The organism is Mycolicibacterium hodleri (assembly GCF_025822245.1).
Taxonomy (GTDB): Bacteria; Actinomycetota; Actinomycetes; order Mycobacteriales; family Mycobacteriaceae; genus Mycobacterium; species Mycobacterium hodleri.
This window is the reverse complement of record NZ_JACKTL010000073.1, coordinates 333,829-348,730: the sequence shown is the minus strand read 5'-3', so window position 1 is coordinate 348,730 and position 14,902 is coordinate 333,829. Positions and strand designations below refer to the sequence as shown.

The window sequence follows — 14,902 nt, the reverse complement described above, 5'->3', positions numbered from 1 at the left end:
GGTGCGGCCGCATCGGGAGCGGGCAGCGGGGCCGGCGCCGGGAAGATCGGATCCTGCGGGAGCGGCGCACCGTGCAGTGCCCACGCCTGCGGCTCGGCGGGGGGCGCGGCACCTTCGGGGGCGACGTCCCAGTCGGCGACGTTGACGGCGGGGGCCGGCGGGGTGTCGAGCATCAGGGGGCCGAGGCCGGGCGGAAGCGGCGGCGGCACCGGTGCGTCGAGCGGTGCGGCGTCGACGGGGGGCGGCGGTGGTGCGTCGTCGGCCGGGGCAGGCGGTGCCGGCGCGTCGAAGCCGACCGTGACGGCCTGATCCGGTGCGGGCGGCGGGGGCAGTTCGTCGACCGGCGGCGGCGGAGGCAGGGGAGCGTCGAGCGCGACGGCCTGATCGGGCGCGGGCGGCAGCGGGGCGGCGTCGGCCGGGGGCGGGGGAACGTCTCCGCCAAGATCTGGGTTGTCGAGCGGCGCGGCGTCGGCGACGACGTTGCGAGGGGTGGCGCTGGAGAGTCCGGTGCCGCACACGGGCCACGCTCCGCGGCCCTGAGTGGCCAGCACGCGCTCTGCGACGGCGATCTGCTCGTCCTTGGTGGCGAGGTGGGCGGCGGGTGCGTATTCGCCGCCTCCGTGGCCGGCCCAGGTACCGGGGGAGAACTGCAGCCCGCCCTGGTAGCCGTTGCCGGTGTTGATGGCCCAGTTTCCACCGGACTCACAACCGGCGACTCGGTCCCATTCACCGTCGGTCGCGGCACTTGCGTGACCGGCGAGGGCGAGGCCGCCCGTGCCGAGCACGGCGCCGGTGAAGGCGATCTTGGCGACGTTCACGGCCGAGCTGGGGGTTTTGCGATGCCGTCCACTCATGGGTGTAGAAAGTCCTCTCGTCCACGCCTACGAGGTCAGCTGTCGGGTTCGGGCTAGAGAGGTTGCCCGGCCTTGGCCTCGCGGCTGTCGGCTTCACCCCAAGGAATCCCGTGCTCGCGCCCGTGACTCCGGAGTCCTTGTGTATCGGTGGACCGGTGGGTCCCCCGCCTCCATCCCTGAGGTAGGTCTTGACCATGTCCAACGGATGGAGCTCGGCGTAACTGGGCATGGCGGGCCACGATTGAGGTCGTTGGCTTGGTTTAGGACCGTAACGGGTACTTCGTTTTTCAGCACCTTTGGCAGGTGCGGGTGTCGCCCTGCCCAGCAAATCTTATGAGAACGTTAAAACGGCAGCACGCCGACGTGTTTACGCAGGGAATCTCCGCGGTGAACAGCGCGTGTGACACTTTGTGATCATTCCGTGATGTGACGCAAATCACTGTTATCCGCCCGCGAAGGGCGGTAAGACATCGACGGTCTGGTTTGTTGTGAGCGTCTTTTCGACGTCGCGCACCGCAATCTCGTCGCACAGGAACGAACACCGGTCGAGCACGGCGGACAGTGTCCCGCTGCGCGTGCGAAGGTCGGCGACGAGGTCGGCCACCGTCGCCCCCGGTGCCAACGACACCGTCTCGGCGTCGACTCCCGCGGCAGCCCGCGCAGCGGCGAAGTACCGCACCCGCACGTCCATCGTCAGCCGCCGATGGCACTCATGGGGCGATCCGGCTGCTGGAAGCCGGGGTCGTTGATGCCGTGCCCGGCGGGCTTGGCCCACATCGCCGCGCGCCACGCGGCTTCGACGGCGTCGTCGTCGGCGCCCCGACGCATCAGGAGCCGCAGGTCGGTCTCCTCGCGCGAGAACAGGCAGCTGCGGACCTGACCGTCGGCGGTGAGCCGCGTGCGATCGCACGCGCCGCAGAAGGCGTCGGACACCGACGCGATCACGCCCACCGTGCCCTGGCCGCCGTCCACCCGCCACAGCTGGGCGGGCGCGGAGCCCCGCGGGGCCGAATCGGGCACCAGGTCGAACTCGCGCCTCAGCGTGCTCAGGATCAAGTCCGCGTCGATCGTCTTGTCACGCTGCCACTGGTGGCCCGCGTCGAGCGGCATCTGCTCGATGATGCGCAGTTGGTAGCCGTGGTCCAGGCAGAACCGCAGCAGCGCCACGGCGTCGCCGAGCCCGGTCACCGGGTCGAGGACGGCGTTCACCTTCACCGGCGACAGGCCGGCCTCGGCGGCGGCGGCCAGGCCGGCGAGGACGTCGTCGAGGCGGTCGCGCCGCGTGATGCGGGCGAAGTGCTCGGGGTTCACCGTGTCGAGGGAGACGTTCACCCGGTCCAGGCCCGCGGCCTTCAGCGCCGCGGCGCGGCGGACGAGGCCGATGCCGTTGGTGGTGACCGCCGTCTGCGGGCGAGGCCGCAGCGACGTCGCGGCCGCGATGGCTCCCTCGAGGTTCCGCGACAGCAGTGGCTCCCCGCCGGTGAACCGGACGTTGGTGATGCCGAGGCGTGTGACGGCAATGGTGAGGAGGCGCGCGAGTTCGTCGGGGCGCAGAAGATCGTCGCCCGGCAGCCACTCGAGACCCTCGGCGGGCATGCAGTAGGTACAGCGCAGATTGCATCGATCGGTGAGCGACACCCGCAGGTCGGTGGCGGCCCGGCCGAACGTGTCGAGCAGCGGGCCGTCGGTGGGCGCGTCACCGGCAGGCGGAACCGGCGGCCTGATCCGTGGTACCCCCAGAGCCGTGGCCGTCACGCGAAGATGCCCTGGTTCGTCGGCACGATCTCCTTGCCAAGCGGGAACAGGGACACCGGGATGAGCTTCAGGTTGGCCAGCGCCAAGGGGATGCCGATGATCGTCACGGCCATGGCAATTGCGGTGATGACGTGCCCGATCGCCAGCCAGATGCCGCACAGGACCACCCAGATCACGTTGCCGATCATGGCGCCGGCGCCTGCGCCGGGCTTGTCGACGACGGTCTGACCGAACGGCCACAGCGCGTACACCCCGATGCGGAAGGCCGCGAAGCCGAACGGGATGGTGACGATGAGGATGAAGCACAGAATGCCGGCGAGGAAGTACCCGAGGGCCAGCCAGAGGCCGCCGAAGATCAACCAGATGACGTTCAGTATTAGGCGCATGTCTCCTCCAGCGGTGGCTTTCAGCCTACCGACAGGTGGTCGAGCAGTGACGGCCGCAGGTGGCGTCCTTGTAGGATCATTGCATTCGCGTCCCGCACGAGTGGGACGCGTTCATTGCGAAACGAGCGGGTGAGACCAGTGCCGACCGGCAAGGTGAAGTGGTACAGCGCCGAGAAGGGCTTCGGCTTCGTGTCCCAGGAGGAGGGTGAGGACGTCTACGTGGGGTCCTCGGCGCTTCCGGCTGGAGTGCAGGAGCTCAAGGCGGGCCAGAAGGTCGAATTCGGCATCGCGGCCGGCCGTCGCGGCCCGCAGGCGTTGAGTCTCAAGGTGATCGAACCGCCGCCGAGCGTGGCACGCGCACGCCGCGAATCGGCCGCCCCCGAGCACAAGCACACCCCCGACGAGCTGCACGGCATGGTCGAGGACATGATCACCCTTCTCGAGGGATCCGTTCAGCCGGAGCTGCGCAAGGGCAAGTACCCCGACCGCAAGACCGCGCGTCGCATCTCCGAGGTGGTCAAGGCGGTCGCGCAGGAGCTCGACGCCTAGTCGCTTCGCGTCGAGCCGCGAACGTCGAGTTGTCGACGCCGTCAGGCAGTTTCGGCGACGACGAGTCCACGTTCGCGAAGCGCCGCTCGGACCCGTTGCACGACGACCGTCGGGCGGTGACGCAGCATCTCTCCGCTGACCCGCACGACGATCCAGTTCAGCTCGGCCAGCTCGGCGATCCGGTCGATGTCCCGGCTGCGCTGCCGTGGGTCCGTCCAGTGGTGGGCACCGTCGAACTCGACGGCGACCAAGGCGTCGGGCCAGCCCATGTCGAGTCGGGCGACGAAGCGACCGAATTGGTCGCGGACCTCGATCTGTGTTTCGAGTGGCGGCAGGCCTGCCGACGTAAGGACGAGGCGGGTACGGGTTTCCTGCGGCGACTCGGCGCCAGGGTCGCTGAGTTCGAGCACGCGGCGAAGCTGCTTGGTGCCCCGCGCGCCTCGGTGTCGGTGGGCGATCGCCTGGATCGCGTCGACGCCCACCCCCGTCGCGTGGCGTAGCGCGTCGATTCGGATCACGGCCGTCTCGAGTCCCGGCACCCTTCCGACGTCGAACGCCGTTCGAGCGGCGGTGGTGACGGGCATCCCGCGACGGCTGCATGTCTCGTCGTCCCCGAGGACGTCGCTGTGCAGCACGATGCCGTCGACCTTGTCGCGGCCAGGCCGGTTCACCTCGGCGGGGAGATCGGCGTCGATCCATCGCGTGCCGTGCAGCGCGGACGCGGACATTCCCGCGAGCACGCCCAGACGCCGGGACCACAGCCACGCGGCGACGGCCTTGTCGACCGCGTCGGGTCGAGCATCGCGGGGCACGTACACGTTCCGGTGCACGGCGACGTACGCGGTGCGAAGCCCGTAATTCGTGACGAGACCGGCGGCCAAGGCCTCGGTGCCGACGAACGGCCATGGCGGGGACACTCAGTTAGGACTCGAAACCGTCCGCGGTGGTTCCCCCTGCGCACGAGCGTCGACCTTTGGTTGATTCCGGAGGCTTGCTCCGACGTTAAGTCCACGCTCGGTGGGGAACACTGGTGTCCGTGACCTACGTCAACCCCGAGGGCGACTTCAACCGCGACACCAAGTACATCGAGACGCGCATCACGGCCGACGGCCGCGACGGTTACCCCGTCGAGCCGGGCCGCTACCGACTGGTGGTCGCCCGCGCCTGCCCGTGGGCCAACCGCGCGATCATCGTCCGGCGGCTGCTCGGGCTGGAAGACGTGCTCTCCATTGGGTTTTGCGGTCCGACGCACGACGAGCGCAGCTGGACCTTCGACCTCGACCCCGACGGCGTCGACCCCGTCTTGAAGATCCCGCGGCTGCAGGACGCCTACTTCGCCAGGTTCCCGGACTACGAGAAGGGCATCACGGTGCCCGCGATCGTGGACGTGCCGACGGGCGCGGTGGTCACCAACGACTTCCCGCAGATGACCCTCGACCTGTCCACGGAGTGGACCGAGTTCCATCGTCCCGGCGCCCCGCAGCTGTATCCGGAGGCGCTGCGGGCGGAGATCGACGAGGTGTCCCAACGCGTCTACACCGAGGTGAACAACGGGGTGTACCGGTGCGGGTTCGCCGGCTCGCAGGACGCCTACGAGAAGGCCTACGACCGGCTGTTCACGGCGTTGGACTGGTTGTCGGAAAGGCTTGCCACGCAACGGTTCCTGGTCGGTGACACCATCACCGAGGCCGACGTCCGGCTGTTCACCACGCTCGCCAGATTCGATCCCGTCTACCACGGGCACTTCAAGTGCAATCGGCAGAAGCTCGACGAGCTGCCCGTGCTGTGGGCCTACGCGCGCGACCTGTTCCAGACCCCCGGATTCGGGGACACCGTTGACTTCGTCCAGATCAAGACGCACTACTACGTGGTGCACGCGGATATCAACCCGACCAAGGTGATCCCCAAGGGGCCGGACCTGTCCAACTGGTTGACCCCGCACGGCCGCGACGATCTGGGCGGCAGGCCGTTCGGTGACGGCACGCCGCCGGGGCCGACGCGCGAGGGCGAGCGAGTGCCCGCCGACCACTCGGCGGGCTAGGGCCAGACCGCTTTGATCGACCACTCGGCGTGCGGCCACGGGAACTCGTTGTTCTGCTCGTCGCGCACCAGCGTGGGCAACTGGACCGCGAAGCCGGTCAACCGGCCGCGGCGCGGGTCGACCGTCGGGATGGTGACGGCGAGCGTGCTGTTGGGCCGAAACTCCGAGACGGCGGGCTCGCCGTCGCCCTCGTAGGCGCGCAGCAGCACCCACGGCGCCCGCGCGATGGCCGGCGGGACCGACAGCTGAATGGGGTTGCGCCAGTTGACCACCAGCGTGCCGACCGTCTTCGGGACGTCGCAGTTGGTGATGACGAAGACGTCGCAGTAGCGGTACGGGCCCACGCGCACCAGTTGCTCGCGCGTGTAGGCGCTGATCTCGGGGTGCTTCGGCGGGGGTATGCGGCTGAGGTGCCACACCAGGGCGCCGGTGAGCAACGTCGCCACCAGCGTGACGCAGGCGAGGATGACCGCGACGCGCTTCATTCGCGCACCGCCGACGCCGTGCCACGGCTCTCCTGCTCGGCGAACACCGGCCGGTTGCCGCCGAGCCCTGGAATCAGCGAGTCGCCGCCGTTGCTCACCAAGGTTTGGGCGAGCCCCAGGATCAGCACCGCGGTGATCGCGGTGAAGCCCACCCACAGGTCGGTGTAGATCAGCACCCCCATCGCGCCGCCGGCGACCCAAGCAAGCTGCAGTAGCGACTCCGAGCGTCCGAACGCCGACGCCCGCGATTGCTCGGGCAGGTCGTCCTGCAGCGACGCGTCCAACGACGCCTTCGCGACGGCGCTGGCCCCGGAGGTGACCAGCGTGGCCAGCGCGGCGACGTACAGGTTTCCGAAGACTGCCGTCGCCAGCGACATCACCGTGACCGCGGTGGCCGCCCGCACCACCAGGCGCGCGGGATGCCCGAGTTGCAGACGGGCCGCGGTGAAGTTGCCGACGAAGTTGCCGATCCCCGCGGCGGCGCCGATGAGGCCGAGGATGCGCAGCTGTTCCCAGCCGCTGGCGTCGTGGGACTTGGCGACGAAGGCGGGATAGAGGAACAGGAAGCCGACCATGACCTTGATGGTGCAGTTGCCCCACAACGAGGTGATGATGTTGCGGCCCAACGGTTGTCGAGTCTTCTCGGTGACGCCCGGCTGGGTCGGCCGGCCGAACTGCTCGGTGGGCCCGTGATAGCTCAGCGTGGTCGGGACCTCGCCGGCGGTGACCTCGACCCACTTCGGGATGCGCATCGACAGCGCAGCTCCCACCACCGTGACGGCGACGATGACGTACAGCGCGCCGGGCAGGCGGAACAGGCCGCACAGGTACTCCACGCCCGCGGCGATCGCGCCGCCGAGGATGGTGCCGCCGAGCAGACCGAACATGGTCAGGCGGGAGTTCACGCGGACGAGGTCGATGCTGGGCGGCAGGACGCGGGGCGTGACGGCGCTGCGCAGGACGCTGAACGACTTGGACAGGACCATCATCCCGAGCGCGCAGGGGTAGAGCACCCACGGCGGGAAGCTGCCGGTGGCGGGGTCGTAGTTGGCGATGAGCACCACCGCCAGCGCGGTGCGGATCGCGAACGAGGTGGCCAGCGCGACGCGGCGGCCGTGCTGAAGGCGGTCGATCGCCGGGCCGATCAACGGAGCGATGACCGCGAACGGCGCGATGGTGATGACGAGGTACAGCGCGACCTTGCTCTTGCTCTCTCCGGACGCGGCGGCGAAGAACAAGGTGTTGGCCAGGGCGACGGCCATGGCGGAGTCGGCCGCGAAGTTCGCCATCACCGGATAGGTCAGCGCCGTGAGTCCGGACTTGTCGGCTCCGTCGGCGGTGGCCGCCTTCTGGAACAGCCCGTACATCTTCGAGCCCATTTCGCGGCCGCGCCCGCCGGGGCCCCGCGGTCGGTCGGCCGACGGGCCGAGGCCGGGCTCGGACGCGTCTCGGTGGTGCGCTCGATGGCTGTCCTCGATGGGCGGCAGCCACCGGTTGGCGCTCGACTGGCGGGGAGTGGAGGGGCTGCTCGGATAGTTCGCCATGCCGGGATGCTCACCGCGGTGACCGCCCGGTGGACGCGGCGGATGGTAGCGGGGGTCTCGCGAGTCATCCACACCCCTGATTGTTCCCCATCGGAGGAAGCACCGCCCGCAGGGCAGCCGGTGTGGCTTTGCTCCAGGGTCGTCAGGCAGTATTGGGGGTGATGGACAGCATGATCGAACCGGCCGAGCAGGCCGCGCAGAATCTCGAGACCCAACCCTCAGCGCCGTCGGACGAAGTCGCCGCCGTGCTCGCGGGTGCGGTCGACGCTGCGCGCGCGGCGATCGTCGAGTTCGAGGGCGGTGACGCGGCCGAGGGTTTGGTCGGCGAGTACCTAGGTGTCGCCTTCGAGGATTCGAACGCCGCGACGCACCGATTCCTGGCCGCGATGCCCGGATACCAAGGCTGGCAGTGGGCCGTGGTGGTCGCCGCGTACCCGGGTGCCGATCACGCCACCATCAGCGAGGTCGTGCTGGTGCCCGGTCCGACGGCGCTGCTGGCGCCGCAGTGGGTGCCGTGGCAAGAGCGCATCCAGCCGGGCGATCTGAGCCCCGGCGATCTGCTGGCCACCCCGACCGACGATCCGCGCTTGGTGCCGGGCTACATGTCCTCCGGCGACGAGGAACTCGACGAGCTGGCCGCCGAGGTGGGGTTCGGCCGCCGTCAGGTGCTGAGCCAGTGGGGTCGCATCGAAGCCGCGGAGCGCTGGAACGACGGGGACTACGGCCCCGACTCGGCGATGGCCCGCGCCACCCGAAAGGTGTGCCGCGACTGCGCCTACTACCTGCCGTTGACCGGGACGCTCGGCACCCTCTTCGGTGCCTGCGCCAACGAGATGTCGGCCGACGGACACGTCGTCGCCAGTGAATACGGTTGCGGTGCACATTCCGACACGCCGCAGCCCGCCACCATCGGGTCGCCGATGTTCGAGCCGTTCGACGACGGCGTCATCGACCTCACCCAGCCCGTCACCCAGCCAGCCGCCGAACCCGAGCCCGAGCCCGTCGAGGGCTAACTCTCGGCCGCCGCCTTGATGCGGCTCAGGGAGGCGTTCATCCCGTCGACCAGCTCGCGTTCGAAGCTGGGCACGCCACCCATCACGGCGTTGACCAACAGGTTGGACATCGGCTTCACGCCGTTCTCCGCATGCCGCGTCTCGATCAGCCGGGTGCCGGTGGCCGTCGGCTCCAGCTCGTAGCTCCAGACGGTGTTGTTCTCGTTGACGCGGAACGCCAGCTTGCGCTCGGGCACCACCTCGGTGAGCTGGCTGGTCGTCGGCCAAAACAGGAAGTTGCGTCGGTTGACGTTGACGGTCCTGGTTCCGGGGCGCAGCGGCCCGAACTGCTTCATCAGCGTGCATTGCGGGCTCCACCGGGGCATCTGGCGCAAGTCCGACACCAACGCCCACACCTTCGCCGGGGACGCGTCGATGTCGACCTGGGTCCGTAACAGGGGCTGCGCCACGAGTTCCTCCGCCTAGTTCAGTCGAGTCCGCGCTGTGCACCGCGGGAGCCGCGGCGGACGGCGCTACGTTGCCACAGGAAGATCGACGTGCCCAACACGCCCACCCCGAGGCCGGCCACGGTCACCGGACGCCAGTCGTGCAGACCGGGCACGGTGAAGGCCAGCACGGCCGCGACGAGCCAGCCGGCCGAGATCACGTAGATCACGGGCCACGGCCGGAGGAGGATCTCGGGCAGCGGCGGAGGAGCCGGTTGCGGTTCGGTCGGCGTCGCGTCCATTGCGGACCAACCTAATCGATTCCCGTCTCGGTGTCGGTACTGTTTGCGTCGTGACCGACCCCGACGCACGCCTGGCCAGCGACCTGTCGTTGGCCGTGGTGCGGTTGGCGCGTCAGCTGCGGTTTCGTCGACCCGATTCCCCGGTGTCGCTGTCTCAACTCTCGGCGTTGTCCACGCTCGCCAAGGAGGGGCCGATCACGCCCGGCGCGCTGGCCATCCGCGAGCGGGTTCGCCCGCCGTCCATGACGCGGGTCATCGCCTCGCTGGCCGAGCTGGGCTTCGTCGACCGCGCCGCTCACCCCGACGACGGTCGTCAGGTGCTGGTGTCGGTCTCGACGGCGGGGCGCGACCTGCTCGACGTCGAGCGACGCGCGAGCCAGGAATGGCTGCAGCAGCGGTTGGCCGAACTCCAACCGGAGGAACGGAAGACGTTGCTGGCCGCGGCCGACCTGATGTCGGCGATCGTGGACGAAGGCAGCGCTTGACCGAGGTGACAGGGGTCGACGTCGTCCCGGTCGACGATCCCGGCGATCCCCGGCTCGACGACTTCCGCGACCTCAACAGCATCGACCGCAGGCCCGACCTGCCCACCGGCAAGGGCCTCGTCATCGCCGAGGGCGTGCTGGTAGTGCAGCGAATGTTGGCCTCGCGCTTCGTCCCGAGGGCGTTCCTGGGCACCGAACGTCGGCTGCACGAGCTCGCCGACGACCTCCGCACCACCGACGCGCCCTTCTACCTGGCCAGCGCCGAGGTGATGGCCGACGTCGTCGGCTTTCACCTCAACCGCGGGGTGCTGGGGGCGGCCCCCCGCCCCGCCGAGCTCTCGATACCGCAGGTAATCGACGGTGCCCGCACCATCGCGGTGCTCGAGGGCGTCAACGACCACGAGAACCTCGGGTCGGTGTTCCGCAACGCGGCCGGCCTCGGCGTGGACGCGATCGTGTTCGGTCTCGGGTGCGCCGATCCGCTGTACCGCCGGGCGGTGCGGGTGTCGATGGGGCATGCGTTGCTGGTGCCGTACGCCTGGTCCGACGACTGGCCCCATGAGCTGGAGACGTTGCGCGACAACGGTTTTCGCGTACTGGCGATGACGCCGAACCCGTCGGCCCGGACGCTGGCCGCGGCCATGCCGACGCTGGAGGACCAGAAGGTGGCCATCCTGGTCGGCGCCGAGGGGCCGGGTCTCAACGAGCGGACGATGCGGGCCAGTGACGTCCGGGTGCGGATCCCGATGGCGCGGGGAACGGACTCCCTGAACGTCGCCACCGCCGCGGCGATGGCCTTCTACGAGCGAGCTAGGCTCGCCCCATGACCGAGGATGCGACCACGCCGTGGGGGACCGGCCTCACCGTGGCGGCGTTCGTCGCGGCCGTAACGGCAGGCGCGATCGTCGTCCTCAGCCTCGGGCTGACCCGGGTGCATCCGTTGCTGGCGGTGGGACTCAACCTGGTGGCCGTCGGCGGGCTCGCGCCGACGGTGTGGGGTTGGCGGAACCGGCCGGTGTGGCGGTGGTTCGTGCTCGGCAGTGCCGTCGGGGTCGCCGCCGGTTGGCTGACCCTCCTCGGCATGGCGATTCAGGCGATGGTGGCTTAGCTCAGGGCTGGTTGGCCGACCGCACGCCCAGCAGCACGTCTTCCCAGCCGGGAACCTCGGGCCGACGCTTGCGCGTGCGGGCCTTCGCCGGCGCCGCAGTCTTCGCGGGCTCCGGGGTTGGCGCGGCCGGCTCGGGCGTGGGCTCGGGCAGCGAGAGATCCAGGGTGGGGACGGGCGCCACCGAGCGCAGTGCCGGGCGGTCGAAGTGGGGATCGATGAGCTCGGCGGCGGCGTCGTCGAACGCCGTGGCGGTGCCGCCGTGTGCGCCCGGGGTGAAGCGGAAGTGTGCGACGTTCTCCGAACGGCCCGCCTTCCACGTCAGCTGGACGGTCCAGCGGCCGTCCTCGTTGCGCCAGGCGTCCCACGCGGTGGCGTCGGGGTCGAGTCCGCGCCCGACCAGTGCCGTGGTGACGGTCTCCAGTAGTGTCAGCACCGCGGGTCCGTCGGCCAGCACGGGGTGGGCCGCCGTCGCGAGTTCGGCGGCGCGGGAGCGCTCCAGGAGCACCGGGTGGGCGAATCGCTCGACCCTCGCGGCGTCCTCACCGGCCGCCCCGGCCACCTGTTCGACGGATGCTCCCGCGCGGATCCTGGACTGAATCTCCTTGGGGGTCAACACGGTCGGCACCTCGGCATCGGCTTGAGTGGGCATGGCGTCACCGCTCAACGCGGCACGGAGGCGGTCGTCCGGACGAAGCACGAACTTCTCGGTTCCCTCGGCCGTCTCGCAGATGATGCGGGTGCCGGACCGACCGTCGTTGAAGTCGAGTCCGACGACCTTTAGTTCTCGCATGTGCGACCTCCTAGGGCAGCTCAGCGGTCACCCTACTTCGTTATCGTCCCGTAACCGCGCTGACACGCTCGACCTGGCTAGAGGCGCTCGACGACCCAGTCGACGCACGCCGTCAGGGCGCTCACGTCGTCGGGGTCGACGGCCGGGAACATCGCCACCCGAAGCTGGTTGCGACCCAGTTTGCGGTAGGGCTCGGTGTCGACGATGCCGTTGGCCCGCAGCACCTTGGCGACGGCGGCGGCGTCGACCGCGTCGGTGAAGTCGACGGTGCCGACGACCTGCGACCGCAGGGCCGGGTCCGCCACGAACGGCGTGGTGTAGTCGGTCGCCTCGGCCCACGCGTACAGCCGGCCCGAGGAGTCGGCGGTGCGGGCGACGGCCCAGTCGAGGCCGCCGTTGCCGTTGAGCCAGTCGAGCTGGTCGGCCATCAGCACCAGCGTCCCGATCGCGGGGGTGTTGTACGTCTGGTTCTTGAGGCTGTTGTCGACGGCGATCGGCAGCGACAGGAAGTCGGGCACCCAGCGTCCCGACGCCGCGATCTTCTCGACGCGGGCCAGCGCGGCGGGGCTCATGATCGCCAACCACAGGCCGCCGTCGGAGGCGAAGTTCTTCTGCGGGGCGAAGTAGTAGGCGTCGGTGTCGGCGACGTCGACGGGCAGTCCGCCGGCCGCCGAGGTCGCGTCGACGACGACCAGCGCGTCGCCGGCGGGCCGCCGGATCGGCACGGCCACGCCGGTCGAAGTCTCGTTGTGGGCCCAGGCGACGACGTCGACCGAGGGATCCGACTGCGGCTCGGGCGCGCTACCCGGGTCGGCCTTGACGATGATGGGGTCGCCCACGAACGGGTTGGCCTTGACGGCCGAGGCGAACTTGGCGCTGAACTCGCCGAAGGTCAGGTGCAGCGAGCGCTGGTCGATCAGCCCGAACGCCGCGGCGTCCCAGAACGCCGTCGACCCGCCGTTGCCCAGGATGACCTCGTAACCGTCGGGCACCGAGAACAGCTGACGAACACCGTCGCGCACACGTCCGACCAGGTTCTTCACCGGCGCCTGTCGGTGCGAGGTGCCGAAGAGATGGCCGGCGTCGGCCAGCGCCTGCAGCTGCTCGGGCCGCACCTTCGACGGGCCGGAGCCAAAGCGTCCGTCCTTGGGCTTGAGATCGGCGGGAATCACGAGTTCGGCCATGGCAGACAAGCGTAGTGAGGCCGCTGAGCGCTCAGTTCGTCAGGATGCGTGGACCGTCGTGCGTGACGGCGACGGTGTGTTCACTGTGCGCGGCCCTGGCGCCGCTGGCAGTCCGCAGCGTCCAGCCGTCGCGATCGTGAACGTAGTCGTCGGTTCCGTCGGCGATCAGCATCGGCTCGATGGCGATCACCAGGCCGTGCCGCAGCGTCATGCCCCCGCCGGGGCGGCCGACGTTGGGTACGTGCGGGGCTTCGTGCATGGTGCGGCCGATGCCGTGCCCGCCGTGATCGGCGAGCATGCCGTAGCCCGCCGCGCGGGCGGAGGTGGCGACGGCGTGGCCGATGTCGCCGAGGGTGTTTCCCGGGGTGGCGGCGGCGATGCCGGCCGCGAGCGCGGCGTCGGTCGCGTCGATTAGGGCGAGGTCGTCGGGCCCCGGCGTCCCGACGACGAAGCTGCGCGCCGCGTCGCCGCACCAGCCGTTCAGGGTGGCGCCGAAGTCGACGGAGACCAGGTCTCCGTCGACGAGCTCCCGGTCGGTGGGGATTCCGTGGACGACGGCGTCGTTCACGCTGACGCACAGCACGGCGGGGAAGGGCGCCGACGCCCATCGCGGGTGGTAGTCGAGGAAGGGTGAGCCCGCGCCGTGGCTGGCGAGGACGTCGCTGGCGACGCGGTCGAGGTCGGCGGTGGACCGCCCGGGCGCGGCGACGTCGACGACCGCGCGAAGCGCCTCCGCGACGACCGCTCCGGCCCTGGCCATGGCCTCGATTTCGGCGTTGCTCTTCAGGGCCACCATGGCGTCACCACCACTAAAGGAGACCTGCGTCACATGTGACCTGAATTACCCGATCAGCGCACATACAGGAAAACGCCCTGTTCAATTCGTGGGACCTCCGGTACCGTCGTGGACAACAAGGTGACGATTGTAAACCTCACGGGAGGCTGCTCATGGCTACCAAGACCGCTCGCACACGCATCATCCGCCGGTGGCGCAAGAACATGGACGTGCTCGACGACACCGCCTACGTGGACACCCTCACCACACTGTCCGAGGGCTCCGTACGACGCAACTTCAACCCCTACACCGACATCGACTGGGACACCCCGGAGTTTGCGGTGACCGAGGGCGACGAGCGCTGGATCCTGCCGGCGACCGACCCGATCGGCAAGCACGCCTGGTACCGGTCGCAGCCGAAGGACCGCCAGATCGAGATCGGCATGTGGCGCCAGGCCAACGTCGCCAAGGTCGGTCTGCACTTCGAGTCGATCCTCATCCGCGGGCTGATGGAGTACTCGTTCTGGACGCCCAACAATTCGCCGGAGTACCGCTACTGCTTGCACGAGGCGGTCGAGGAGTGCAACCACACCCTGATGTTCCAGGAGATGGTCAACCGCATCGGCGCCGACGTCCCCGGCATGCCGAAGATGCTCAAGTGGATTCAGCCGCTCATCCCACTGGTCGCCGGACCGCTGCCCATCCCGTTCTGGTTCGGCATCCTCGCCGGCGAAGAGCCGATCGACCACACGCAGAAGAACGTGCTGCGCGAGGGGAAGGCCCTGCACCCGATCATGGAGCGGGTGATGGCCATCCACGTGGCCGAGGAGGCGCGGCACATCTCGTTCGCGCACGAATATCTCCGCAAGCGGGTGCCCCACCTGTCGCGGGCCAAGCGGTTCTGGCTGTCGCTGTACGTCCCGGTGACCATGCGGGTGCTGTGTTCGGCGATCATCGTGCCACCGCACGCGTTCTGGGAGGAATTCGACATCCCGCGCTCGGTCCGCAAGGAGATCTTCTTCAAGTCGCCCGAGTCGCGAAAGATGCTGCGCGACATGTTCGGTGACGTCCGGATGCTGTGCAAGGAAACGGGCCTGATGAATCCGGTCGCCAAGCTGATCTGGCGGATGTGCCGCATCAACGGCGATCCCAGCCGCTACCGCAGCGAGCCGCAGCGCCAGCACCTGGTCTCGGTCGCGTAGGTCA

The 14,902-nt window shown here is 69.5% G+C and carries 19 protein-coding genes and 1 riboswitch; of the genes, 7 read left to right on the top strand and 12 right to left on the bottom strand.

What is annotated here, in order from left to right; genetic code table 11:
- The 4 genes from H7J06_RS31550 to H7J06_RS31535 form a co-directional block, all read right to left on the bottom strand.
- On the bottom strand, positions 1-854 hold an 854-nt coding region (locus H7J06_RS31550), incomplete at its 3' end, for a transglycosylase family protein (protein ID WP_264043854.1).
- 9 nt (positions 855-863) lie between these two features.
- Positions 864-1,052, bottom strand: a riboswitch (cyclic di-AMP (ydaO/yuaA leader).
- A gap of 244 nt (positions 1,053-1,296) precedes the next feature.
- A complete protein-coding gene (locus H7J06_RS31545) occupies positions 1,297-1,545 on the bottom strand; it encodes a MoaD/ThiS family protein (RefSeq protein WP_264043851.1) in 249 nt (82 codons plus the stop codon).
- A gap of 2 nt (positions 1,546-1,547) precedes the next feature.
- Positions 1,548-2,609, bottom strand: a complete 1,062-nt coding sequence (gene moaA / locus H7J06_RS31540) for a GTP 3',8-cyclase MoaA (protein WP_372515445.1) — start codon at positions 2,607-2,609, stop codon at positions 1,548-1,550.
- Entirely contained in the window at positions 2,606-2,995 is a 390-nt protein-coding gene (locus H7J06_RS31535) for a YccF domain-containing protein (protein WP_264043849.1), read from the bottom strand. The genes moaA and H7J06_RS31535 overlap by 4 nt, the downstream gene beginning before the upstream one ends.
- Before the next feature lie 138 nt (positions 2,996-3,133).
- Between H7J06_RS31535 and H7J06_RS31530 the strand changes: the two genes are divergently transcribed.
- The gene (locus tag H7J06_RS31530; protein WP_264043846.1) at positions 3,134-3,544 is read left to right on the top strand and encodes a cold-shock protein; all 411 of its coding nucleotides are present in this window, start codon (positions 3,134-3,136) and stop codon (positions 3,542-3,544) included.
- 41 nt (positions 3,545-3,585) lie between these two features.
- Here H7J06_RS31530 and H7J06_RS31525 read toward each other — a convergent pair whose 3' ends face one another.
- Positions 3,586-4,461 carry an endonuclease domain-containing protein gene (locus H7J06_RS31525; protein ID WP_264043844.1) on the bottom strand — a complete coding sequence of 292 codons (876 nt, stop codon included), beginning with the start codon at positions 4,459-4,461 and terminating at the stop codon, positions 3,586-3,588.
- 119 nt (positions 4,462-4,580) lie between these two features.
- Between H7J06_RS31525 and H7J06_RS31520 the strand changes: the two genes are divergently transcribed.
- Positions 4,581-5,585 carry a glutathione S-transferase family protein gene (locus H7J06_RS31520; RefSeq protein WP_264043842.1) on the top strand — a complete coding sequence of 335 codons (1,005 nt, stop codon included), beginning with the start codon at positions 4,581-4,583 and terminating at the stop codon, positions 5,583-5,585.
- Here H7J06_RS31520 and H7J06_RS31515 read toward each other — a convergent pair.
- Together H7J06_RS31515 and H7J06_RS31510 are read right to left on the bottom strand one after the other, a co-directional pair.
- A complete protein-coding gene (locus H7J06_RS31515; RefSeq protein WP_264043841.1) occupies positions 5,582-6,070 on the bottom strand; it encodes a DUF2771 domain-containing protein in 489 nt (162 codons plus the stop codon). The two genes, H7J06_RS31520 and H7J06_RS31515, sit on opposite strands and share 4 nt — an antisense overlap.
- Positions 6,067-7,614: an MFS transporter gene (locus H7J06_RS31510; RefSeq protein ID WP_264043839.1), complete on the bottom strand. Its 1,548-nt coding sequence runs from the start codon at positions 7,612-7,614 to the stop codon at positions 6,067-6,069. Before H7J06_RS31510 ends, H7J06_RS31515 begins: the two co-directional genes overlap by 4 nt.
- 161 nt (positions 7,615-7,775) lie before the next feature.
- Here H7J06_RS31510 and H7J06_RS31505 point away from each other — a divergent pair, with 161 nt between their 5' ends.
- Entirely contained in the window at positions 7,776-8,627 is an 852-nt protein-coding gene (locus H7J06_RS31505) for a DUF3027 domain-containing protein (protein ID WP_372515443.1), read from the top strand.
- Here the strand turns inward: H7J06_RS31505 and H7J06_RS31500 are convergent.
- Positions 8,624-9,076 carry an SRPBCC family protein gene (locus H7J06_RS31500; protein WP_264043837.1) on the bottom strand — a complete coding sequence of 151 codons (453 nt, stop codon included), beginning with the start codon at positions 9,074-9,076 and terminating at the stop codon, positions 8,624-8,626. The genes H7J06_RS31505 and H7J06_RS31500 overlap by 4 nt on opposite strands.
- A gap of 17 nt (positions 9,077-9,093) precedes the next feature.
- Positions 9,094-9,354: a DUF2530 domain-containing protein gene (locus tag H7J06_RS31495; protein ID WP_264043834.1), complete on the bottom strand. Its 261-nt coding sequence runs from the start codon at positions 9,352-9,354 to the stop codon at positions 9,094-9,096.
- Positions 9,355-9,404: 50 nt separating this feature from the next.
- Between H7J06_RS31495 and H7J06_RS31490 the strand changes: the two genes are divergently transcribed.
- Genes H7J06_RS31490 through H7J06_RS31480 form a run of 3 tightly spaced genes read left to right on the top strand, consistent with a single transcriptional unit; the run spans position 9,405 to position 10,947 of the window.
- Positions 9,405-9,839, top strand: coding sequence for an Rv0880 family HTH-type transcriptional regulator (locus H7J06_RS31490; protein WP_264043833.1), 435 nt, complete (start codon positions 9,405-9,407; stop codon positions 9,837-9,839).
- 5 nt (positions 9,840-9,844) lie between these two features.
- Positions 9,845-10,666 carry a TrmH family RNA methyltransferase gene (locus H7J06_RS31485; protein ID WP_264043891.1) on the top strand — a complete coding sequence of 274 codons (822 nt, stop codon included), beginning with the start codon at positions 9,845-9,847 and terminating at the stop codon, positions 10,664-10,666.
- A complete protein-coding gene (locus H7J06_RS31480; RefSeq protein WP_264043831.1) occupies positions 10,663-10,947 on the top strand; it encodes a DUF2537 domain-containing protein in 285 nt (94 codons plus the stop codon). The genes H7J06_RS31485 and H7J06_RS31480 overlap by 4 nt, the downstream gene beginning before the upstream one ends.
- A 1-nt stretch (position 10,948) precedes the next feature.
- On the opposite strand, the gene sepH is transcribed toward H7J06_RS31480, so the two are convergent.
- The 3 genes from sepH to map form a co-directional block, all read right to left on the bottom strand.
- The gene (sepH, locus tag H7J06_RS31475) at positions 10,949-11,737 is read right to left on the bottom strand and encodes a septation protein SepH (RefSeq protein WP_264043829.1); all 789 of its coding nucleotides are present in this window, start codon (positions 11,735-11,737) and stop codon (positions 10,949-10,951) included.
- 77 nt (positions 11,738-11,814) lie between these two features.
- Positions 11,815-12,921 carry a phosphoserine transaminase gene (serC, locus tag H7J06_RS31470; protein ID WP_264043827.1) on the bottom strand — a complete coding sequence of 369 codons (1,107 nt, stop codon included), beginning with the start codon at positions 12,919-12,921 and terminating at the stop codon, positions 11,815-11,817.
- 31 nt (positions 12,922-12,952) lie between these two features.
- Positions 12,953-13,717 carry a type I methionyl aminopeptidase gene (gene map / locus H7J06_RS31465; protein ID WP_264043825.1) on the bottom strand — a complete coding sequence of 255 codons (765 nt, stop codon included), beginning with the start codon at positions 13,715-13,717 and terminating at the stop codon, positions 12,953-12,955.
- Positions 13,718-13,869: 152 nt separating this feature from the next.
- Between map and H7J06_RS31460 the strand changes: the two genes are divergently transcribed.
- The gene (locus H7J06_RS31460; protein ID WP_264043823.1) at positions 13,870-14,898 is read left to right on the top strand and encodes an AurF N-oxygenase family protein; all 1,029 of its coding nucleotides are present in this window, start codon (positions 13,870-13,872) and stop codon (positions 14,896-14,898) included.
- The last annotated feature ends 4 nt before the right edge of the window (positions 14,899-14,902 follow it).

What these genes read in the sequence shown, in the direction of transcription:
- H7J06_RS31545 (WP_264043851.1), bottom strand. Translation starts at nt 1,545, where the DNA reads ATGGACGTGCGGGTGCGGTACTTCGCCGCTGCGCGGGCTGCCGCGGGA.
- H7J06_RS31535 (WP_264043849.1), bottom strand. Translation starts at nt 2,995, where the DNA reads ATGCGCCTAATACTGAACGTCATCTGGTTGATCTTCGGCGGCCTCTGG.
- H7J06_RS31515 (WP_264043841.1), bottom strand. Translation starts at nt 6,070, where the DNA reads ATGAAGCGCGTCGCGGTCATCCTCGCCTGCGTCACGCTGGTGGCGACG.
- H7J06_RS31510 (WP_264043839.1), bottom strand. Translation starts at nt 7,614, where the DNA reads ATGGCGAACTATCCGAGCAGCCCCTCCACTCCCCGCCAGTCGAGCGCC.
- H7J06_RS31505 (WP_372515443.1), top strand. Translation starts at nt 7,776, where the DNA reads ATGGACAGCATGATCGAACCGGCCGAGCAGGCCGCGCAGAATCTCGAG.
- H7J06_RS31495 (WP_264043834.1), bottom strand. Translation starts at nt 9,354, where the DNA reads ATGGACGCGACGCCGACCGAACCGCAACCGGCTCCTCCGCCGCTGCCC.
- H7J06_RS31480 (WP_264043831.1), top strand. Translation starts at nt 10,663, where the DNA reads ATGACCGAGGATGCGACCACGCCGTGGGGGACCGGCCTCACCGTGGCG.
- sepH (WP_264043829.1), bottom strand. Translation starts at nt 11,737, where the DNA reads ATGCGAGAACTAAAGGTCGTCGGACTCGACTTCAACGACGGTCGGTCC.
- serC (WP_264043827.1), bottom strand. Translation starts at nt 12,921, where the DNA reads ATGGCCGAACTCGTGATTCCCGCCGATCTCAAGCCCAAGGACGGACGC.
- map (WP_264043825.1), bottom strand. Translation starts at nt 13,717, where the DNA reads ATGGTGGCCCTGAAGAGCAACGCCGAAATCGAGGCCATGGCCAGGGCC.
- H7J06_RS31460 (WP_264043823.1), top strand. Translation starts at nt 13,870, where the DNA reads ATGGCTACCAAGACCGCTCGCACACGCATCATCCGCCGGTGGCGCAAG.